Origin of the sequence: Streptomyces scabichelini (assembly GCF_011045015.1) — a bacterium.
Taxonomy (GTDB): domain Bacteria; phylum Actinomycetota; class Actinomycetes; order Streptomycetales; family Streptomycetaceae; genus Streptomyces; species Streptomyces scabichelini.
In genome coordinates this window covers 109,734-128,207 of the sequence record NZ_JAAKZY010000001.1, presented here as the reverse complement: position 1 = coordinate 128,207, position 18,474 = coordinate 109,734, and the positions used below count along the sequence as shown (strand labels likewise).

The following is an 18,474-nucleotide window of genomic DNA, read 5'->3' as shown; positions in this document are numbered from 1 at the left end:
CAGGTAGAGGGCCTAGCCTTCCTCGCCCGCGTTGTAGAGACCGAACATCGCCCCCTGCGGATCCCGGGGCACGGCGATGCGCGGGCCGTCCGGGACCGAGGTGGGCTCCATGAGGAGGGTGCCGCCGGCCTTGATGCAGTCCTGCGCGGTCTCGTCGACGTTCTCGACGGCGAAGTAGGGCAGCCAATGGGTCGGCACCTCGTGCGGGAACTTGTCGCCCATCTCCAGCATGCCGCCGAAGTCGGCGCCTTCGAGACCCCATTGCGTGTACGACTCCGAGGCGTTGACGGTCCAGTCGAACACCGTCGTGTAGAAGGCGGTCACCGCCTCCGGGTCACGGGTCATCAGCTCGACCCAGCCGAGCGAACCAGGCGCGTTGAACAGTCCCGCGCCGGGGAAGGCCTGTGCCTGCCAGAGGTGGAAGGACGCGCCGCCCGGGTCGGCCGCCACCGCGTAGCGGCCCCGGTCGAACACGTCCATCGGTTCCATGAGGACCGCGCCGCCCGCGGCACGCACTGTCGCCACGGCCGCGTCCACGTGGGGCACCGAGAACGACACGCTCCAGGCGACCGGCTGCGACTCCTCGTCCAGCGGCGTCAGCGCCGCGACCGGCGCGTCGCCCAGGTGCGCGAAGGTGTAGCCGCCCGCCTCCGCGCGGAGGTCCGTCTCCGGGCGCCAGCCGAAGACGTACGTGTAGAACCGCTTGGCCGCCTCCAGATCACTGGTCCCCAGCTCGGTCCAGCAGGGGCCGCCGGGTACCGCCCTGTCCAACTTCATGGCTGTCCTTCCACCGGAAGCGCTTCTTCCAGCACGCTAAACCCGGCCCCGGGGTCCCGGCCATCCGACGGAAATCCCGTGGCGCGACCATCCGGCGCGGGCGTACTCTCGGCTTCGTACCGCACCTCATGGCGGCCTCCTCACGCTCAACGACCCGGAGGTCCCGTATGTCCGCGCTCAAGGTGCGCCCCTTCCACCGCAATGACCGCGACCAGCTCACCGAGCTCGTCAACGCCCATGTCGCCGCGGTCGTCCCCGGTGTCTCCGTCTCCGTGAACACCGTGCTGAGCGAACTGCAGCGGCAGCCCGACGAGTTCATCACCGACCCATGGGTGGCCGAGCGAGTCACCCTCGTTGCCGAGCAGCGCCAGTACGTGGTGGCCGGCGCGCATCTGCTGCGCTACCGCTCCGACGCCGAGGTCGGCGAGGACTACCGGGACGCGGGCGAGATCAACTGGTTCGTCTGCCATCCGACCGCTTCCTTCTGGCCGGATTCCACCGACGCCGCCGACCTGCTGATGACGGCCTGTCTGGCCCAGCTCGCTCGCTGGAATGTCCGCGTCCGGTACGCCGACGGCGCGCTGCCCGCGCCCGCCGTGTACGGCCTGCCCCGGCCCTGGCCGCACATCCGGGCCGCGTACGAACGGGCCGGCTTCCGGCACCAGGGCCACACGGAGGTCATCCTGATCGCCGAAGTGGCCGATCTGCCGCCGATGACCCCGCTGCCGGGCGTCTCCGCCGACCGCACCCTGGGCGAATGCGGCACCCGCTTCACGGCCCGCTCCGACGGACGGGCCCTCGGCTTCATCGAGGTCGACACCGCGCTGAGCCGCCCCGAGCGCCATGCCCGCAGCGGCGGTCTCGCCGACATCGGCAACTTCCACATCGACCATCCGTCGGAGGGCCTGGAGAACTGGCTTCTCGCCCAGGCCGCCCACTGGCTCCGACTCTCCGGAGTGGAGCGGCTCCTCGCGTACGAGCGCTCCGAGGACACGGAGGACATCAGGCGCCTGACCGCCGCCGGCTTCCGGGAGCTGACGCGTACGGACCGCGGCTTCACCCACATCTCCCTCTACGACAAGGAGCTGAGGATCACGCCCACCTCGCGATGAACGACATAGCGACGCGTACCAGCACCGGCCCCTGCTGCCGCATCAGCTCCGTACCCGCTGAATCGTGGCGCGGCTGGGCCCGGTGCCGGACATGTCGACCGGTACAGCGCACGGACCGCGTTTACCGAAAGACACAGGCCGGCGCCCGACGCTTGCCCGTCTGTTTCGTTCGCCCTTCCGGCCGGAACGGCGTCAGCCCTTCTCTGCCAGTTCGATCAGCTCGGTGGCGAAGTCGATGGCTCCGTCGACGCTGTGGACGGCGTACATGGAGTCGATCATGAAGTGGTCGATCCCGGTGCGCTCGTGGACGGACTTGAGGGCGTTCGCGATCTGCTGGGAGGGGGTGTCCGGGTCGATGTTGACCCGGAGGACCGCGTCGATCGCCGACGGGTCCCGGCCGGCCTCCCGGGCCAGCCGGTCGATGAGCGCCCGCTGGGCCACCAGGCCGTCGATGTCCAGATAGCTCGGCACCACGCACAACGGCAGCCAGCCGTCCCCGCGCTCGGCGACCCGCCGCAGCGCCCGCTCGGACAACGCGCCCAGATAGAACGGCGGACGGGGACGCCGCGCCGGCTTGAGTGGAGAGTGGTGCAGAGGTACCGAAACCAACTCACCCTGGTACGCGGCCGGGTCGGTCGTCCAGATGGCCTCCAGGGCGTCGAGCAGTTCGTTCATCCTGGCTCCGCGGCGGGTGAAGTCCTCGCCCGCGGCCTCGTACTCCTCGGGCGACCAGCCGATGCCGAAACCGGGCAGCAGGCGACCACCGCTGATCAGGTCGATGCTGGTCAGCGACCTGGCCAGCTGTACCGGCGGATACAGGGGAGCGATGAGTACGTGAGCGCCGAGCAGCACATGCTCGGTGGCGCTCGCGGCGACACCCAGGAGCACGAACGGGTCAGCGGCCGGGTTCAGTTCGGCCGGGATGGTGTTGCCCTGCCCGCCGTAGCCGATCTTCGGGTTGACAGCGGCGAGGTTGCGGTCGCCCACCCACAGACTGGCGGCCCCCGCATTCTCGACCTTCCGGGCGAATTCGGCGGTCCGGGCTATGCCTAAGGCCTGCTTGTGGAATTGCGGGAGGGCGAAACCGATCTTCATGGCTGTTCCTTCTCGAGTGGGGACCGAGTGGCGATCGAGCGTGCTGTTGCAAGATAGTGCGCCATGATCGGGTCCGCCTCATGGGGTCCGGGGAAGTGGCACGGCACATCGGTCAGTTGAGCGGAGTGCTCCCCCAGCCGCCGCGCCGGAGCAGAGCCTTGGACAGCGCCGTGACTCACGAGCACGCGGTTTGTGCGAGCCACCACGTCTGTCTCAGGAACGGGCCCTGATCAAGCGTCAGGTCGCCACTCCTCGAACGCTGGCACCGGACCCTGCGCAGAGAACTGCTCGCCGACTGCGGGCCGTTTGCAGGCCTCGCGGCAGCCCAGGCCGCCATCACTCCTGCGAGGCCGTGTCCGGGTCGATGAGGACACCGTCCACGTCCTCGTGAACGGCGAGGTGGTGAAGACCGTGCCGTCCAACCTCGACGCCGAGCACCTGCACCAGCTCAGGCTCCGCGGCGCCCGGCCGGCAGGACCACCATCCGCTCTTCCGGCTGTCGACCGCGTGGGCGACCTCCCCTCGCACCAGGCGCTCGAAGTCGAACGCACCGTGGATCCGAACGGCTGGTCGTGACATGCGTGTGGCCGACACGGGGCCGTCGGCCTCGATGTCAGCCCGTCGGGAGCACGCTTTATCGTCGTCGCATGGTGTTAAAGATCGATGTGCCGATGACCCTTGTGCACGGCGCGGTGGATGAGGGCTACGGTGCCGTCGCGGACGCGTTCCGGCGAAACTTCGCCGACGGCCGAGAGGTCGGTGCCGCGTGTGCCGTCTACCGTGACGGTGTCAAGGTCGTGGACCTCTGGGGTGGTTACCGCAACGGCCTGACACGAGAGCCGTGGCGGGAGAACACGATGGTGCCGGTGTTCTCCACCACCAAGGGGCTCGCGTCCCTGGCGGTCGCCGTCGCCCACGCCCGCGGACTGCTGAGCTACGACGAACGGGTGGCCGCCTACTGGCCCGAGTTCGCCGAGGCCGGCAAGAGTGACGTCACCGTGCGCCAATTGGTGTCGCACCAAGCCGGGCTGCCGGTCATCGACCGGCCGCTGAAGCTGGCGGACCTGGCGGATCCGCACGTGTTGTCCGCGGCACTGGCCGAGCAGCGCCCGGCGTGGACACCGGGGACGCGGCACGGCTACCACGGCCAGTCACTCGGCTACTACGAGAGCGAACTGATCCGCCGGGTGGACCCCCAAGGACGCAGCCTGGGCCGTTACTTCGCCGAGGAGATCGCCGCCCCGCTCGACGCGCAGTTCCACATCGGCCTGCCCTCGACGGTGGATCCGGAGCTGATCGCACACATCCACGGCTTCGCCGGTTTCGAGATGCTCCTGCACGCCGGCGAGATGCCGTTGCCGTTCGTGCTGGCGTTCAGCAACCCGCGCAGCCTCTCCGCCCGGGCGTTCGGCAATCCCCGGGAGCTGAGCAAGGTTGAGGCCTTCAACCGCCCGGACGTGCGCGCCCTGGAGATACCCGCCGCCAACGGCATCGGCGAGGTGCGTTCGATCGCCAAGCTGTACGGCGATGCCGCGACCGGAGGCAAGGCCCTCGGCCTGGACCCGGCCACCGTGGAGGCCCTCACCCGTGCCGCCCGGCCTCCTTCCCAAGGGCTGCGGGACCAGGTGCTGCGCGTGGACACCCTGTACTCCCTGGGTTACATGAAGCCCTTTCCCCGGTTCCGCTTCGGCTCCTCCACGGGCACGGCGTTCGGCACGATGGGGCTGGGCGGATCGTTCGCCTTCGCCGACCCGGACACCGGTGTCGGATTCGCCTACGCCATGAACCGGTGCGGCTTCCACTTGTGGGACGACCCGCGTGAGGTTGCGCTGCGCGACGCGCTGTTCGCCACCGTCCTGGGCGAGGCACCGCAGCGTCCGGACGCACGCCGGCGGTAGTCCGCCGGACGAGACTTGTGCCTAGTCGGCCCTGGCGGATCGCGGCCCGGCCGTGAACGAGGAGTTGGTCGAGCCGTGGTCAGGTTTGCCTGGGGCGGAGCTGCGCCGGCGGCGTGGTCACGAGCGCGTGAGGGCGGCGGGGCCGAAGCAGGAGCTGCTTTTCACGGACCGCGTCGTTCTCACCGCGGTCTACCTGCGCACGAACCTGCCGCATGCCGCGCCGGCCGAGTTGTACGACCTCGGCCGCTCGACCGTCGGCGAGGCGATGGGCCAGGTCGGGCTCCTGCTGGCCCGGCGTGGCTTCGCAGTCCCCGACCGGCCGGGACGGCGACTGCCTACCCCGGCGGATGCGTTCGCCTACGCCACCGCCGAGGGCGTCGAGCTGCGGATCGACGGTATGAAACACCCAGGGTCGCCCGCCCGAAGGCGCACCGGCCCGGACGCCGCGCGTTCGTCTCGGGCAACGGGGCCGCCTGCACCGCGTAGGACACCCCGGGGCCGGTGGGACGCACCCCACCGGCCCCGTGGAACTACCCCGCCCCACCCGGGAGCTGAGCGCCTGTCGCCGTGTCGTCCCCGCCGACGGGGTGCAGTACCCGTGGCGGCGCGGCATCGTGCCCGCGAAGGGAGGAGGGAGCCGTCCCGTCCCACCAGTCGGCGTTGCCGTCCTCGATGCAGCGGAGCAGGACTCCCTCGCGCAGCGCCCAGGGGCAGATGGTCACCTCGTCGATGCCCATCACCTTCATCGTGGTGTGCGCGACGATCGCCCCGGCCAGGGACTGGCTCGAGCGGGCGGGGGAGATGCCCGGCAGATCGGCGCGTTCCGCGGCCGGCAGCTCCGCGAGCCGGCCTGTGGCCCGGCGGAGGTCGGCCCGGGTCATGCCGCGCGGTGTGAAGGGACCAGACCGGCCGGGCGGCGCACCGCACAGACGGCCCAGCTGCTGGAACGTACGCGAGGTGGCGACCGTCGTGCGCGGCGCCTCCCAGCGGATGCGGGCCGCGACATCGCGCAGTTGGTGGCGCACATGACGGCGCAGCGCCTTGATCCTGCGCTCCGACGGCGGATCCTGGCCGCGGAAGCACTCCCGGGTCAGCCGGCTGGCGCCGAGCGGCAGCGAGATGGCGAAGTCGGGCAGCTTGCTGCGGCCGAACGCCACCTCCAGCGAGCCGCCTCCGATGTCCAGCATGGCGAGCGGTCCCGCACGCCAGCCCATCCACCGCCGCGCAGCCAGGAACGTCAGCTCCGCCTCGACCTCGCCGGGGAGGATGTGCAGCGGCACCCCGGCCTCCGTGGCGACCTGCCGCAGGATCTCCGCGCGGTTCGGGGCGTCCCGCACGATCGCGGTGGCGAAAGCGAAGGGCCGGGTCACGCCCCAGCGCCTGCCCTCGTCCCTGGCGGCCGTGACGGCGTCCACGAGCCGGGCCACCTGCTCGTCCGGCAGGTGGCCGCCACGCTCGACGTACTGCGACAGTCTCAGCCGCCGTTTCGCGGTGTGCACGGGCAGTGGAACAGCACCGTCCGTCTCCGCGATGACCAGTCGTACCGTGTTCGAGCCGACATCAAGCACTCCCATACGCATCCCCTCGAAGTACCCGGGGCGGCGGCCGCCATGCGATCGGCCCGCGTATGCCCGCGCGGGCGCCCCCCGAAGGGCTCCTGAGCACCGTTTCAGCTGTTCTCCGCGGGTACCCGAAGGACATGGACACCTTCGGTAGAGGTTTGGCCATCCCTCATGAAGTCGCGGCGGGGGCGATCCCCTTCGCGATGGGGGTGGTGATCGCGTCGATGCTGATCGTCGCGGTGTGGCTGGGCATGCGCGTGCGTGCCCGGGAACCCGAGCCCCCGCGTCCCGAGGACCAGCCCCATCTTCCCGAATCCGGCCCCGTTCACGAGATCCGCGAGATGCGCGAACTCGAAGAGATGCCGCACGACGGTGGGGTGCTCCTCCCGCACGAGCTGCGGGGCTTCGGCAACATCCGTTCACACCGCGCGAAGGACCAGACGCCGCCGCGCTGGAGTCCGAACAGCAGCGGCGGCTTCGGTAGCGGCAGCCCCGGACACCACTGAGGGCCGGCGGCCCGTCTGATCGAGGGGCGGGGCTTGTGACGGAGCCCCGTCCCACCGAAGGCTGCCCGCACGAGTGAGCTTGCGACCGAAAGGAGGCCGCCATGCCACGAGGATCGAGCTCAAAACGCGAGCGGCAGTACGAACACATCAAGAAGAGTGCCGAGGAACGCGGCCAGAGCGGTCGGGCGAAGGAGATCGCCGCCCGCACCGTGAACAAGGAGCGGGCCCGCAGTGGCGAGGCCTCGTCGTCGAGCCGTGGCGGAGGCGGAGGCGGACAGCGTTCGCAGGGCGGATCGGGCGGAACCACGCGCGACCAGCTGTATGCGGAAGCCAAGGACCGGGGAGTCAAGGGCCGCTCCCGGATGAGCAAGGACGAGCTTGCGAAGGCACTGGGCAAGTAGCGGGAGGCCCGTCGAAGGAAGGAGCGGGAAGCCCGTCGGAGGGAGGTCTGAGCCGCGTCGTGTCGTCCGAGGGTGCCCGCGTGCGGCTGCGGACCAGTGACCCGCACAAACCGGGCTTCCGCCGTGTGCGGCACGGCCGCGGCTTCCGGTACCTCGACCCGACGGGAACACCCGTCACCGACCGGGCGCTGATCGCCCGGCTGCGCGCCCTGGCCATCCCGCCCGCCTGGACGGACGTATGGATCTGCCCGTGGCCCAACGGCCACCTCCAGGCGACCGGCACGGATTCCGCGGGGCGCCGCCAGTACCTCTACCACCCGGAGTTCCGGACCCAGCAGGAGGAGGCGAAACACGAGCACGTACGCGAGGTCGCCGCGGCGCTCCCCGAGCTGCGCGAGCGGGTCGCCGTCGACCTGGCCGATCGCCGCCTGAACCGTGACCGTGTGCTGGCCTGTGCCGTACGCCTTCTCGACCTGGGGTTCTTCCGTATCGGTGGCGAGAGCTACGCCCGCGAGAACCAGACGTACGGCCTGGTGACCATGCTGCGCGAGCACGCGCTCTGCCGCGGCGGCGAGATCTGCTTCTCCTACCCGGCGAAGAACGCGAAGCAGCAGACCCGCGCGCTGGTCGACTCCCGGGCGTACGACACCGTACGGGCGTTGTTGCGCCGGCGTGGAGGCGGCGACCGGCTCTTCGAGTACTGGGAGGGAAGGGCCTGGCAGGAGGTCCGCAGCGAGGATCTCAACGACTGTCTGCGCCGCCTCTCCGGTGTGGACATCACGGCCAAGGACTTCCGCACCTGGCACGCGACCGTGCTGGCCGCGGTCGGCCTGGCCGTCTCCGCCCGCATGGCGGGTCAGTCGCCAGGGGCACGGAAGCGGGCCGTCTCCCGCGTGGTGCGAGAAGTCAGCCACTACCTGGGCAACACCCCCGCGGTGTGCCGCGGCTCGTACATCAACCCGCGGGTCATCGAGCTCTTCGAAGAGGGGCACACCATCGACGAGACCCTCGGCCAGCTGGGCGAGGACGCGGTGTTCGGGCGGCCCGCCACCCAGGGGCCCGTCGAGGAAGCCGTGCGGAAACTGCTCGGCTGACCTTGGATTGGGGGAGGGACTGTAGGCCAGTGTCAGCAGTGAGGGAGCGGCCGTGACCGCCATGCAGTCGTTCGTCGACCGGCTCGACCACCCCGTGTACGTGGTGACCGCCGCGGCCGACGGGGAACGGGCCGGCTGCCTGGTGAGCTTCGCCTCGCAGTGCTCGATCAAGCCGGCCCGGTTCATGGTCTGGCTGTCGACGCTGAACCGGACCTTCCGGGTGGCGCGGTCCGCCGAACGGCTCGCCGTGCATCTACTCGGGCGCGACCAGTACGCGCTGGCGGAACTGTTCGGCGGCGAGACCGGCGACCGCGTGGACAAGTTCGCGCGGGCGGCCTGGACGCCGGGGCCCGGCGGCGTTCCCGTACTGGACGACACCCTCGCCTGGTTCGTGGGCCGCGTGGAAGGCCAGGTCGAGACGGGCGATCACATCGGCTTCCTCCTCAGCTCCGTCGCGGGCGAGACCCGCGGGCGGCCGGAGCAGGAACTACTGCGGCTCAGCGACGTCGCCGACATCCCCGCCGGGCACCCAGTCACGTGAGCCCACGTGAGTTCACGTGGGCAGTTCGCAGACGGCGATGCCGTCCTCCAGGAGGCTGCCCAGGACCAGCGTGCCGTCGTGCTCGTACACGCTGGTCACCATCCGGTAGCCCGCCCTGATCCTCCTGAGGTCGTGGCGGACGCGGCCGTCCGGCCCGATTCCCATCACGCGCGCGACCGGGAGCGGGCGGATGTGCAGAGGGCGTACGGCCTGCCAGACCGCCCGGCGGACCTGGACGGGCGCGTGGCGCAGCCAGTCCAGAAGCGCTTGCCGCGGGCCCGCCAGGGCGACCCAGATCGTCCCGTCCGCGCCGCGGGAGAGGTTGTCAGGGAAGCCGGGCAGGTTCTCGATCAGGGTGTCGCGGCGGCCGGCCCGCGGGCCGGACAGCCACAGCCGGGTGAGACGGTACGCGCCGGTCTCGGCCACCACGACACAGGACTCGTCCTCCGACAGCACGACTCCGTTGGCGAAGTCCAGGCCGTCCAGCAGGATCTCCGGTTCGCCGCCGTCGGGCCGCAGCCGGAGCAGCCGACCGGTCGCCGTGTGCTCCATCAGGTCGCCCAGCCAGTCCTGAAGCCCGTATCGCCTGCTGGAGACGGTGAAGTACACGGTGCCGTCCGCCGCTGCGGCCACGTTGCTGCAGAACCGCAGCGGCGCGCCCGCCACGGAGTCGGCGAGAACCTCGACCTTCCCCACGACGGGCTCGATGGTGACGCGGAGCAGTCCGCGCTCCGCGTCGCACACCAGCAGCCGTCCGTCCCGCAGGACCTCGAGACCCAGCGGCCGCCCTCCGGTGCGGGCGATCTGCTGCACACGGGCGGGACCGTGCGGATGGACGCGCAGGATGCGGCCGTCCTCGACGCCCGTGACCACGCGGCCTTCGCGGTCGACGACCACGTCCTCCGGGCCCGTGCCACCGAGGGGGACCGGACGCAGGGCCGGCAGCACCCCGGGCCCGGTTCGTCGCGGTGTCATGAAGAGCGCTGTGCCCGGACGCAGCGCCTCAACTCCTCGGCGTACGGGAGAGCGACACCGGCGCCGACCACCACGCCGAGGCCCAGCAGGTACGGGGCGGACAGCGGCCTGTCCTTGGGCAGCAGCTTCCAGTCGTCGCGGCCGGGCCCGCCGCGCAGGGTCGCGCGTACCTGGTCCGAGTGCAGGCAGCCGATGAAGGCGAGCGCCGACAGCGGCAGCACTTCCAGGAAGCTGTGGATGTGCTGCTCGACGGGGCGGACTTCGCGCTTCTCGGTGGCCAGGGTCACGTCGTACAGGGCGGTGGCGCTGTGGGCCGCCGCGGCTGAGCCCATGACGGACAGGACAAGGGGGTTGACCCGGGCCAGCAGGCCCATGGCGACCGGGATCCCGCTCTCGGTCATCATGAGCGCGTGCACGACGGATTCCTTGGTGCCAGCCGTGTGCTCGATCCGGGTACGCCGGTGCATCCACCAGTCGGCGACCGCGGGCACGACCCACAGCGGCAGCACCCCGTAGAGCAGGAACCTCCGGTTCGCGTCCTCGACGTCCGTGGACGAGAGGGGAACCGACAACCGGGCGCGTCCCCGCCGCCAGTGCCGCCAGGAGCCGGTCAGGGACTTGCCGGGCAGAGCCATGGAAGACCTCCGTCGCAACACGAGGATGTGGCATGCCCGGCTCCGGTACCCGGCACCGGCCCGGGCACACTCGCCATCGGCGGCATGCGGCACACCCCGCGAAGGGGAGGTTTCGGGTACCCCTGCACGGCTACTGGGAACAACATGGTGCAAATCGGCTACACAATGATGACCGAGCAGGCCGGCCCCCGTGACCTCGTGCGGCACGTGGTGGCCGCGGAGCAGGCCGGATTCGACTTCTCGGTGACCTCCGACCATTACTTCCCGTGGCTCGATGAACAGGGTCACGCCCCCTACGCCTGGAGCGTGCTCGGGGCCGCGGCGCAGGCCACCTCCAGGATTCCCCTCATGACGTACGTGACCTGTCCGACGACCCGCTATCACCCGGCCGTCGTCGCCCAGAAGGCCGCCACGACGCAGCTGCTCGCCGAGGGCCGCTTCCGGCTCGGGCTCGGTTCCGGCGAGAACCTCAACGAGCATGTGGTGGGCGGCGGTTGGCCCGCCGCGCACATCCGCCTCGACATGCTGGAAGAGGCCGTGGACATCATCCGCGCACTGTTCGCCGGTGAGAATGTGAACCACCACGGCCCGCACTACGACGTGGAGAACGCCCGGCTGTACGACCTCCCCGACGAGCCGCCCCCGATCGGCGTCGCCGTCTCCGGCGAGCACTCCTGCGCCGTCGCCGGCCGGCTGGCCGACCTGATGATCGCCACCGAGCCGAAGTCCGAGCTCCTTGACTCCTTCGACCGGCACGGCGGCACCGGCAAGCCCAGGGTGGGTCAACTCCCCGTCTGCTTCGACCCCGACAAGGACGCCGCCGTCGCCCGGGCCCACGAGCAGTTCCGCTGGGCGCTCGGCGGCTGGCCGGTCAACGCCGAACTCCCCGGCCCCGCGAACTTCGACACGGCCACACAGCACGTACGCCCGGAGGACGTCGCGGAGACCATCCCGTGCGGTGACGACGTCGGCACCTTCGTCGAGGCCGTACGCCCCTACGTCACCGCGGGCTTCACCGAGATCGCCCTGGTCCAGGTCGGCGGCGACCACCAACTCCCGTTCCTCGACTGGGCGGAGAAGAAGCTGCTGCCGGCACTGAAGGACCTGTGAACGAGACCTGATGAACGAGACCTGATGAACGAGACCTGATGAACGAGACCTGAGCGAAAGGACTTTCCCCCATGGCCATCGCCCAGTACTGCCTGGTAGCCCTGGACTGCCCGGATCCCCCGGCCCTCGCCACCTTCTACGCGGGCGTGCTCGGCGGTGACATCAAGCAGTACAACGACGACTGGTACGACCTCTACGCGCCCGGCGGCCACCGCATCGCGTTCCAGCGCGCTCCCGGCTACCGCCCGCCCGACTGGCCGCGCGCCGACGACAACTCCCAGCAGCTGCATCTGGACTTCACCGTCCCGGACATCGACACCGCCGAGACCCAGGTACTGGCCCTCGGCGCCACCCCGCTCGACCTGGACGACGACAACGGCCGCCGCGGCTTCCGCGTGTACGCGGATCCGGTGGGCCATCCGTTCTGCCTGTGCAGGGAGGAGTGACGGGGGAAGCCTCAGGGCCGATAGCGCAGCGGATGGTCCGCGGGTACCTCCACCATCGCGATCTCGGTTCCGTCCGGATCGGTGAGCCACATTTCGATCAGGCCCCACGGTTCCTTGACCGGGGGCCGCCGGATCTCGACGCCCGCGGCCGTCAGCTCCTCGTACGCGGCTGTCACGTCCGCCACCTGGAGCCACAGCTTGACGGCGGGGGAGGGGGGTTCCTCCGAGCGGCCGGCGACTTCCAGGAAGCCGCCGCCGAGGAAGTAGACGGTGCCGCGCTCCGGGCCCGTGCCGAATTCGCGGTAGACGGCGAGGCCCAGCTGCTCACCGTAGAAGGCGCGGGAGCGCTCGGGGTCGGTGGGGCGGAGCAAGGTCCGGCTGCTCAGTACATGCACCATGCCGCGCACCTTAGTGGGAGGGCTACGCTCGTCGGTGCCCGAGCCGCGCCGATACCGGAGACCGTTCCCATGGACACCGCCGCCACTGGTCTGACCTTCCGAGAGGCCGCCGACGCCGACGTCGACGCCGTTGTCCTGCTCGTCGAGTCGGCCTACCGAGGGGACTCCAGCCGCATCGGCTGGACCACCGAGGCGGACATCCTGGAGGGACAGCGGACGGACCCGGAGGGCGTGCGCGAGGTCATCGAGTCGCCCGACAGCCGTCTGCTGACCGTCGAGCGCGACGGCACGCTGATCGCCTGCTGCCAGCTCGAACACCGCGGTGACCACGCCCACTTCGGCATGTTCGCGGTCAGCCCCGCACAGCAGGGCGGGGGCCTCGGCAAGGTGATCCTCGCCGAGGCCGAGCGGCACGCGCGCGAGATCTGGGGCGTCGCGGAGATGCACATGGCCGTGATCTCCGTGCGCGAGGACCTCATCGCCTGGTACGAGCGGCGCGGCTACCGCCGTACGGGAAAGATGATCCCCTTCCCGTACGGCGACGAACGGTTCGGCATTCCGCAGCGCGACGACCTGGAGTTCGAGCTCCTGGTGAAGCCACTTGTGCCGTGAGGCCGCTTGTGCTGTGAAGCCGCCTGCCCGGTGAAGTGCCCTACGCCGTGAAGCGTCCGGTGCGCTTGATCTCCGGGTAGTCGGTGGTCGCGCCGTCCAGCCCCAGGGCGCGCACCAGCCGCAGATGGTCCTGCGTGTTCACCACCCAGCCGATGATCCGCAGGTCCGCCTTGCGCGCGCACTCGACGATCTCCAGGGTCAGCCGCCGGATGTTCAGTACGAGACCGGTGGCGCCGACGGCGGTGGCGCGCTCGACGACATCGGTGCCGTACCGGCTGGCGACGAGCGCGGTGCGTACGCCCGGGACGAGCCGCGCGATCTCGGCGATCGCCTCGTCGTGGAACGACAGCACCTCGACCCGGCCGGCCAGATCCCGCCGGTGCATGACCTCGGCGAGCGCCTGGGCCGCCGCGACGTCCTTGATCTCGGCCTGCAGCGGCGCCGTGACGGCGTCCAGGACCTCCTCGAAGACCGGGATGCGTTCCCCGCGTCCCGCGTCCAGCGCCCGCAGCTCCGCGAGGGTCTGCTCGGCGATCGGGCCCGAACCGTCGGTCGTACGGTCCACGTCGGCGTCGTGCATGACGACGAGCTCGCCGTCCTTGCTCAGATGCAGATCGAGTTCGATCACGTCGAGGCCCGCCTGCTCGGCGGCGACGAAGGAACGGAGGGTGTTCTCGGGTTCGACACCCATGATTCCGCGGTGACCGATGGTGAGGAAGTTCAACGTTGACTCCGCTTCCGTCGACGGCGGCTCGGCTGCCGCGCGCTGCGGTCCCGTGCCCACGCGGCCAGCCCGCAGCCTAATCGCCGGACCCGCTGATGAACCCGGTCCGACAGCGGGGAATGACGCCTTCCAGCCGCACGAACACGGACTGTCGCGGCTCCCGGCTCACCCCTGAGTGGGCGAGTCCCGGGAGCGTTGACCGACGGCGCTCCGGTAGCGCATGGAGGCCACCCGCGCCGCTACCCAGGAAGCGACGGAAGTATTCGCAACGACGGCATCCGGCAGGAAAAAGAGCGGTGAAGATGAGGTAACGCAGGATAATTTCCCGAGTCTCCACTTGTGAGGAGGAACGCCGCACGCATACGGTGTCCAAACGCGAGGTTCTTCTGTGAAGGATGGGTCATGACGGAAATTCTTGTGCAGGTGGGTGCGGAGGGGCAGGTTCCTCCCAGCGGCAGGGTGGTGGAGCACCCGGCTTGGCCCGTGCTCAAGGATGCCGTGGAGCAGATCCGGCCATGGCAGTCCAAGGACGGCTCGATCGACTTCGACTCCGAGGGCGCCCCTGATCCCGGGGACGCCGATCACGCCGTACGCCGTGTCGTGGGCGCCGTCGAGGCGCTCGCGCCACTGCTTCCGCACGACGCCGCGTACCACGAGGCGCTCGTCGGTGACCTGCGCCGCTGGGCGGACGAGGGTTTCAAGATCCCCGACTTCCTCGACTCGCTGCTGGCCTTCCAGCCCGCCGCACACCGCGAGGACGGCCTCCAGCACCTGGTCGTCTTCCCCATGTACACGCAGAACGGCAACCCGGACCGCAACCTGGAAGCGGTCGTGCTGCGCATGGTGTGGCCGGACTGGCTCGCCGAGCTGGAGCGCACCCGCTATGACAACCCGCTGTTCTGCGGCATCACCTTCGAGGACTTCACCTCGGGCTACGACACCAACTCGGCCGTCCTCTTCCCGGAGACCGTCGCCGTGCGCGAGGCCCCCGAGCGGTTCAGCTGGGGCGGCATCTTCTGCGACCGCGAGGCCGCCCGCTTCCGCCGGGTCACCGAGGCCGCCGTCGGCATCCTCGGGCTCGAACTGCCCGACGACATCCGGGAGATGGTCGGCGACCAGGACCGCTGCCAGCAGGCGTTCGTCCTGTGGGACATGGTCCACGACCGCACCCACAGCCGCGGCGACCTGCCCTTCGACCCGTTCATGATCAAGCAGCGCCAGCCGTTCTGGATGTACGGCCTCGAGGAGCTGCGCTGCGACCTCACCGCCTTCAGGGAGGCCGTGAAGCTCGCGGACGACGGCTTCCCGCAGGGCCGTGACGTGCAGTACGCGGTGCTGTTCGACCGGATGTTCCGCTTCCCGGTCACCGGTGAGCGTGTCCGCAACTACGACGGCCTCGGCGGCCAGCTGCTCTTCGCCTACCTGCACAAGCACGATGTCGTCCGCTGGACCGACAACAAGCTGTCCATCGACTGGCAGCGCGCCCCGCAGGTCACCAACGAGCTGTGCGCCGAGATCGAGAAGCTGTACCGCGACGGCATCGACCGTCCGAAGCTGGTCCACTGGTTCGCCGGCTATGAACTGGTCTCCAGCTACCTCGCCCCGCACCCGGGCTCCAAGTGGGCCAAGGGTCCGGACGCCCTGGATCTGAGCCGGCCGCCGCGAAAACTCGTCGATGACGTGCTTCCGGACGAGTTTCCGCTGAGCATGTTCTATGAGGCACTGTCCAAGAAGCTGAAGAACGTGATCGCCTCCGCCAAGGGCATCACGGCGGACAGTGCCCAGCGGGTCGCCGCGTGAGCGATCATGCCCGGAACAGTGCTCAGGAGGCGAGGACCATGCAGAACGGGGCTCTCAGCGGTGCGGTGGTCGCGGTGGCCGGCGCGGGCGGACCCGCCGGACGTGCGACGCTGCTGCGGCTCGCCGAGGCAGGGGCGACCGTCATCGGGGCGGACAACGACCCCGAGCGTCTTGCGGAGGCCGTGGACGCGGCGCGCTACGCGCACGGCGGCGCCACCGTCATCGGGGACACGGTCGACCTGCTCGACCGGGAGTCGACCCGCGACTGGGCGATTCACATCGAGAAGGACTTCGGCCGTGTCGACGGCCTGGTCCACCTCGTCGGCGGCTGGCGCGGCAGCGAGACCTTCACCAGGACCAGTCTCGACGACTGGGATCTGCTGGAGATGCTGCTGATCCGCACCGTGCAGCACACCTCCCTGGCCTTCCACGAGGCGTTGCAGCACAGCGATCGCGGCCGTTACGTCCTGATCAGCGCCGCCGGCGCCAGCAAGCCCACGGCGGGCAACGCCGCGTACTCCGCCGCCAAGGCCGCCGCCGAGGCGTGGACGCTGGCCCTGGCCGACTTCTTCCGCAAGGCCGGGGGTGAGTCCGGGCCGAGGGCGGCGGCTGCCATCCTGATAGTGAAGGCGTTGGTGCACGACGCGATGCGCGCCGAGCGCCCCAATGCGAAGTTCGCGGGCTTCACGGACGTCAATGATCTGGCCGAGGCCATCGTCGACGTCTGGGACGAGCCCGCCGCCGAAGTGAACGGAAAGCGTCTGTGGCTGACCGAGAAGCCGTGAACCCTCCGAAGACCGACGCCCGGCGTCATCACGACCCGGAGGTCCGCGGCTTCGCCAGCGACAACTACGCGGGGGCCCACCCCGAGGTGCTCGCCGCCCTGGCCCTGGCCAACGGCGGTCACCAGGTCTCGTACGGCGAGGACGCGTACACCGAGCACCTCCAGCAGGTGATGCGCAGCCACTTCGGCGCGACGGCCGAGGCGTTCCCCGTCTTCAACGGGACGGGCGCCAACGTCGTATCACTCCAGGCGCTCACGGACCGCTGGGGCGCGGTGATCTGCGCGGAGGGCGCGCACATCAACGTCGACGAGGGCGGCGCCCCCGAGCGCATGGGCGGCCTCAAACTGCTGACGGTGCCCACCCCGGACGGCAAGCTCACGCCCGAGCTGATCGACCGGCAGGCGTACGGCTGGGAGGACGAGCACCGCGCGATGCCGCAGGTCGTCTCGATCACCCAGAACACCGAACTCGGCACCGTCTACACGCCCGACGAGATCCGCGCGATCTGCGAGCACGCCCACGCGCTCGGCCTGAAGGTGCACCTCGACGGAGCCCGGATAGCCAACGCGGCCGCCTCACTGAACGTCCCGATGCGGACGTTCACCGACGCGGCGGGCGTGGACGTCCTGTCCTTCGGCGGCACCAAGAACGGCGCGCTGTTCGGCGAGGCCGTCGTCGTCCTCAACCAGGACGCCGTCAGCCACATGAAGCACCTGCGCAAGCTGTCGATGCAACTCGCCTCCAAGATGCGCTTCGTATCGGTGCAGTTGGAGGCGCTGCTCGCCAAGGACCTGTGGCTGCGCAACGCCCGCCATGCCAACGAGATGGCTCAGCGTCTCGCCGAGGGCGTGCGAGCGGTGCACGGCGTCGAGATCCTCCACCCGGTGCAGGCCAACGCGGTCTTCGCCCGGCTGCCCCACGACGCGAGCGAACGCCTCCAGAAGCGGTACCGCTTCTACTTCTGGGACGAGGCCGCGGGCGACGTCCGCTGGATGTGCTCCTTCGACACGACGGAGGACGACGTGGACGGCTTTGTGGCGGCACTCAAGGAGGAGATGGCGCGTTAGCGCTCCGCTGGGGGTGCAGTACGACAGGTGCGGGTCGTCTGTGGTTGGTCGCGCAGTTCCCCGCGCCCCTAAGGGGCCTGCGGCCTCCTTAGGGGCGCGATACCCCGTCCGCGGAATCCTCGTCCGAGGCGCCCCTGGCCTCCCAGCGCAGCAGGTCTCCCGGCTGACACTCGAGTACCTCGCAGAGCGCGGCGAGGGTGGTGAAGCGGACCGCCTTGGCACGGCCGTTCTTGAGCACCGCCAGGTTGGCGGGTGTGATCCCGACGCGGTCCGCGAGCTCGCCCACGGACATCTTCCGCTTGGCCAGCATCACATCGATGTCGACGGCGATCGGCATCAGATCACCTCGGCCAGCTCGGCCTGCAGCTCTGTCGCCTGGATGTCGCGCGCGACGGCCTGGGCGAGCAGCATCCGCAGTACGAGCACGATGAGCGCGACCCCCAGGATGGCCACGCCAACTCCGCCCATGATGAGGGTGACTCCGGGGTCGTCCCGCTGGCCCGGCGCATTGATGGCCGTGACCGCGAACCACACGAGGGCAGCCGCCACGATCGCGCCGATCACGCCGTCCACGTACCGGAAGGCGGCGTGGGAGAACACGGTTCCGTGTCGCACCATCGTCACCAGCCGCCATACGCAGACCAGGGCGACCTGGACCGACACCATGCCCAGGATCGTGATCACGCGCAGCGGGGTCAGCGGGAGCGACCCGTCCTCCGGGTCGCTCCCGCTGACCAATGTCCACACCATCAATGCCTGCACGAACACGGTGCCGGCGAGCACCAACGCGAGCACGGCACGCAGCGCAAGCACAGTCAGCTTCCCCATCGCCTCTCCTTCGATCGACCTACGATGGAAACCTATCGATTCTCGATAGGTTCAGCAATGGTTTCGGCGGTAGGTTCTGGTCGGTAGGTCTGCATAGATATGCGCCTA

Annotated in this window: 22 protein-coding genes; 12 read left to right on the top strand and 10 right to left on the bottom strand. The window is 70.0% G+C overall.

From position 1 onward, the window contains the following. Nucleotides 1-12 precede the first annotated feature (12 nt). Entirely contained in the window at nucleotides 13-777 is a 765-nt protein-coding gene (locus G5C60_RS00615; protein ID WP_165254130.1) for a VOC family protein, read from the bottom strand. Nucleotides 778-944: 167 nt separating this feature from the next. Here G5C60_RS00615 and G5C60_RS00610 point away from each other — a divergent pair, with 167 nt between their 5' ends. Next, nucleotides 945-1,889 (top strand): GNAT family N-acetyltransferase, encoded by a 945-nt coding sequence (locus tag G5C60_RS00610; protein WP_165254129.1) that lies wholly within the window; start codon nucleotides 945-947, stop codon nucleotides 1,887-1,889. A gap of 192 nt (nucleotides 1,890-2,081) precedes the next feature. Here G5C60_RS00610 and G5C60_RS00605 read toward each other — a convergent pair whose 3' ends face one another. Further along, nucleotides 2,082-2,984, bottom strand: coding sequence for a TIGR03619 family F420-dependent LLM class oxidoreductase (locus tag G5C60_RS00605; RefSeq protein WP_165254128.1), 903 nt, complete (start codon nucleotides 2,982-2,984; stop codon nucleotides 2,082-2,084). A gap of 336 nt (nucleotides 2,985-3,320) precedes the next feature. Then, a complete protein-coding gene (locus G5C60_RS00600; protein WP_165254127.1) occupies nucleotides 3,321-3,563 on the bottom strand; it encodes a hypothetical protein in 243 nt (80 codons plus the stop codon). A gap of 68 nt (nucleotides 3,564-3,631) precedes the next feature. Between G5C60_RS00600 and G5C60_RS00595 the strand changes: the two genes are divergently transcribed. Further along, complete coding sequence (locus G5C60_RS00595; protein WP_165254126.1) at nucleotides 3,632-4,882, top strand: serine hydrolase domain-containing protein; 1,251 nt, start codon at nucleotides 3,632-3,634, stop codon at nucleotides 4,880-4,882. Between the two features lie 530 nt (nucleotides 4,883-5,412). Here the strand turns inward: G5C60_RS00595 and G5C60_RS00590 are convergent. Further along, complete coding sequence (locus G5C60_RS00590; protein ID WP_165254125.1) at nucleotides 5,413-6,462, bottom strand: Ppx/GppA family phosphatase; 1,050 nt, start codon at nucleotides 6,460-6,462, stop codon at nucleotides 5,413-5,415. Nucleotides 6,463-6,602: 140 nt separating this feature from the next. Here G5C60_RS00590 and G5C60_RS00585 point away from each other — a divergent pair, with 140 nt between their 5' ends. The 4 genes from G5C60_RS00585 (at nucleotide 6,603) to G5C60_RS00570 (ending at nucleotide 8,986) form a co-directional block, all read left to right on the top strand. Beyond that, a complete protein-coding gene (locus G5C60_RS00585; protein WP_241266374.1) occupies nucleotides 6,603-6,950 on the top strand; it encodes a DUF6479 family protein in 348 nt (115 codons plus the stop codon). 101 nt (nucleotides 6,951-7,051) lie between these two features. Then, entirely contained in the window at nucleotides 7,052-7,351 is a 300-nt protein-coding gene (locus G5C60_RS00580) for a plasmid stabilization protein (RefSeq protein WP_165254123.1), read from the top strand. Between the two features lie 80 nt (nucleotides 7,352-7,431). Continuing rightward, complete coding sequence (locus G5C60_RS00575; RefSeq protein WP_165254171.1) at nucleotides 7,432-8,445, top strand: DNA topoisomerase IB; 1,014 nt, start codon at nucleotides 7,432-7,434, stop codon at nucleotides 8,443-8,445. A gap of 52 nt (nucleotides 8,446-8,497) precedes the next feature. Further along, complete coding sequence (locus tag G5C60_RS00570; protein WP_420907327.1) at nucleotides 8,498-8,986, top strand: flavin reductase family protein; 489 nt, start codon at nucleotides 8,498-8,500, stop codon at nucleotides 8,984-8,986. A 12-nt stretch (nucleotides 8,987-8,998) separates the two neighbouring features. On the opposite strand, the gene G5C60_RS00565 is transcribed toward G5C60_RS00570, so the two are convergent. Next, on the bottom strand, nucleotides 8,999-9,961 hold the full coding sequence (locus G5C60_RS00565; protein ID WP_165254122.1) for an SMP-30/gluconolactonase/LRE family protein: 963 nt from the start codon (nucleotides 9,959-9,961) through the stop codon (nucleotides 8,999-9,001). After that, entirely contained in the window at nucleotides 9,958-10,596 is a 639-nt protein-coding gene (locus G5C60_RS00560) for a diguanylate cyclase (protein WP_241266373.1), read from the bottom strand. The genes G5C60_RS00565 and G5C60_RS00560 overlap by 4 nt, the downstream gene beginning before the upstream one ends. 144 nt (nucleotides 10,597-10,740) lie before the next feature. On the opposite strand from G5C60_RS00560, the gene G5C60_RS00555 reads away from it, so the two are divergent. Continuing rightward, a complete protein-coding gene (locus tag G5C60_RS00555; RefSeq protein ID WP_165254121.1) occupies nucleotides 10,741-11,706 on the top strand; it encodes an LLM class F420-dependent oxidoreductase in 966 nt (321 codons plus the stop codon). A gap of 71 nt (nucleotides 11,707-11,777) precedes the next feature. After that, nucleotides 11,778-12,152, top strand: coding sequence for a VOC family protein (locus G5C60_RS00550; RefSeq protein ID WP_165254120.1), 375 nt, complete (start codon nucleotides 11,778-11,780; stop codon nucleotides 12,150-12,152). Nucleotides 12,153-12,163: 11 nt separating this feature from the next. Here G5C60_RS00550 and G5C60_RS00545 read toward each other — a convergent pair whose 3' ends face one another. Continuing rightward, nucleotides 12,164-12,550, bottom strand: a complete 387-nt coding sequence (locus G5C60_RS00545) for a VOC family protein (RefSeq protein ID WP_165254119.1) — start codon at nucleotides 12,548-12,550, stop codon at nucleotides 12,164-12,166. Nucleotides 12,551-12,619: 69 nt separating this feature from the next. On the opposite strand from G5C60_RS00545, the gene G5C60_RS00540 reads away from it, so the two are divergent. Beyond that, nucleotides 12,620-13,162, top strand: coding sequence for a GNAT family N-acetyltransferase (locus G5C60_RS00540; RefSeq protein WP_165254118.1), 543 nt, complete (start codon nucleotides 12,620-12,622; stop codon nucleotides 13,160-13,162). 40 nt (nucleotides 13,163-13,202) lie between these two features. Here G5C60_RS00540 and G5C60_RS00535 read toward each other — a convergent pair whose 3' ends face one another. Then, nucleotides 13,203-13,886, bottom strand: coding sequence for a glycerophosphodiester phosphodiesterase (locus tag G5C60_RS00535; RefSeq protein ID WP_165254117.1), 684 nt, complete (start codon nucleotides 13,884-13,886; stop codon nucleotides 13,203-13,205). A 402-nt stretch (nucleotides 13,887-14,288) separates the two neighbouring features. Here G5C60_RS00535 and G5C60_RS00530 point away from each other — a divergent pair, with 402 nt between their 5' ends. From G5C60_RS00530 to G5C60_RS00520, 3 genes are read left to right on the top strand one after another with little or no spacing between them, the layout of a single operon-like run. Continuing rightward, entirely contained in the window at nucleotides 14,289-15,686 is a 1,398-nt protein-coding gene (locus G5C60_RS00530; protein ID WP_165254116.1) for a DUF6421 family protein, read from the top strand. 38 nt (nucleotides 15,687-15,724) lie between these two features. Further along, nucleotides 15,725-16,471 carry an SDR family oxidoreductase gene (locus G5C60_RS00525; RefSeq protein WP_165254115.1) on the top strand — a complete coding sequence of 249 codons (747 nt, stop codon included), beginning with the start codon at nucleotides 15,725-15,727 and terminating at the stop codon, nucleotides 16,469-16,471. Beyond that, on the top strand, nucleotides 16,468-17,538 hold the full coding sequence (locus tag G5C60_RS00520; protein ID WP_165254114.1) for a beta-eliminating lyase-related protein: 1,071 nt from the start codon (nucleotides 16,468-16,470) through the stop codon (nucleotides 17,536-17,538). Before G5C60_RS00525 ends, G5C60_RS00520 begins: the two co-directional genes overlap by 4 nt. Before the next feature lie 88 nt (nucleotides 17,539-17,626). Here G5C60_RS00520 and G5C60_RS00515 read toward each other — a convergent pair whose 3' ends face one another. Together G5C60_RS00515 and G5C60_RS00510 are read right to left on the bottom strand one after the other, a co-directional pair. Next, nucleotides 17,627-17,875 (bottom strand): helix-turn-helix domain-containing protein, encoded by a 249-nt coding sequence (locus G5C60_RS00515; RefSeq protein ID WP_165254113.1) that lies wholly within the window; start codon nucleotides 17,873-17,875, stop codon nucleotides 17,627-17,629. Beyond that, nucleotides 17,875-18,366, bottom strand: a complete 492-nt coding sequence (locus G5C60_RS00510) for a DUF2975 domain-containing protein (RefSeq protein WP_165254112.1) — start codon at nucleotides 18,364-18,366, stop codon at nucleotides 17,875-17,877. The genes G5C60_RS00515 and G5C60_RS00510 overlap by 1 nt, the downstream gene beginning before the upstream one ends. Nucleotides 18,367-18,474: the final 108 nt, after the last annotated feature.

Coding starts and splice junctions, on each gene's coding strand:
- G5C60_RS00565 (WP_165254122.1), bottom strand. CDS start 9,961: ATGACACCGCGACGAACCGGGCCCGGGGTGCTGCCGGCCCTGCGTCCG.
- G5C60_RS00550 (WP_165254120.1), top strand. CDS start 11,778: ATGGCCATCGCCCAGTACTGCCTGGTAGCCCTGGACTGCCCGGATCCC.
- G5C60_RS00555 (WP_165254121.1), top strand. CDS start 10,741: ATGGTGCAAATCGGCTACACAATGATGACCGAGCAGGCCGGCCCCCGT.
- G5C60_RS00610 (WP_165254129.1), top strand. CDS start 945: ATGTCCGCGCTCAAGGTGCGCCCCTTCCACCGCAATGACCGCGACCAG.
- G5C60_RS00605 (WP_165254128.1), bottom strand. CDS start 2,984: ATGAAGATCGGTTTCGCCCTCCCGCAATTCCACAAGCAGGCCTTAGGC.
- G5C60_RS00615 (WP_165254130.1), bottom strand. CDS start 777: ATGAAGTTGGACAGGGCGGTACCCGGCGGCCCCTGCTGGACCGAGCTG.
- G5C60_RS00560 (WP_241266373.1), bottom strand. CDS start 10,596: ATGGCTCTGCCCGGCAAGTCCCTGACCGGCTCCTGGCGGCACTGGCGG.
- G5C60_RS00530 (WP_165254116.1), top strand. CDS start 14,289: ATGACGGAAATTCTTGTGCAGGTGGGTGCGGAGGGGCAGGTTCCTCCC.
- G5C60_RS00590 (WP_165254125.1), bottom strand. CDS start 6,462: ATGCGTATGGGAGTGCTTGATGTCGGCTCGAACACGGTACGACTGGTC.
- G5C60_RS00545 (WP_165254119.1), bottom strand. CDS start 12,550: ATGGTGCATGTACTGAGCAGCCGGACCTTGCTCCGCCCCACCGACCCC.
- G5C60_RS00515 (WP_165254113.1), bottom strand. CDS start 17,875: ATGCCGATCGCCGTCGACATCGATGTGATGCTGGCCAAGCGGAAGATG.
- G5C60_RS00600 (WP_165254127.1), bottom strand. CDS start 3,563: ATGTCACGACCAGCCGTTCGGATCCACGGTGCGTTCGACTTCGAGCGC.
- G5C60_RS00510 (WP_165254112.1), bottom strand. CDS start 18,366: ATGGGGAAGCTGACTGTGCTTGCGCTGCGTGCCGTGCTCGCGTTGGTG.
- G5C60_RS00595 (WP_165254126.1), top strand. CDS start 3,632: ATGGTGTTAAAGATCGATGTGCCGATGACCCTTGTGCACGGCGCGGTG.
- G5C60_RS00525 (WP_165254115.1), top strand. CDS start 15,725: ATGCAGAACGGGGCTCTCAGCGGTGCGGTGGTCGCGGTGGCCGGCGCG.
- G5C60_RS00580 (WP_165254123.1), top strand. CDS start 7,052: ATGCCACGAGGATCGAGCTCAAAACGCGAGCGGCAGTACGAACACATC.
- G5C60_RS00540 (WP_165254118.1), top strand. CDS start 12,620: ATGGACACCGCCGCCACTGGTCTGACCTTCCGAGAGGCCGCCGACGCC.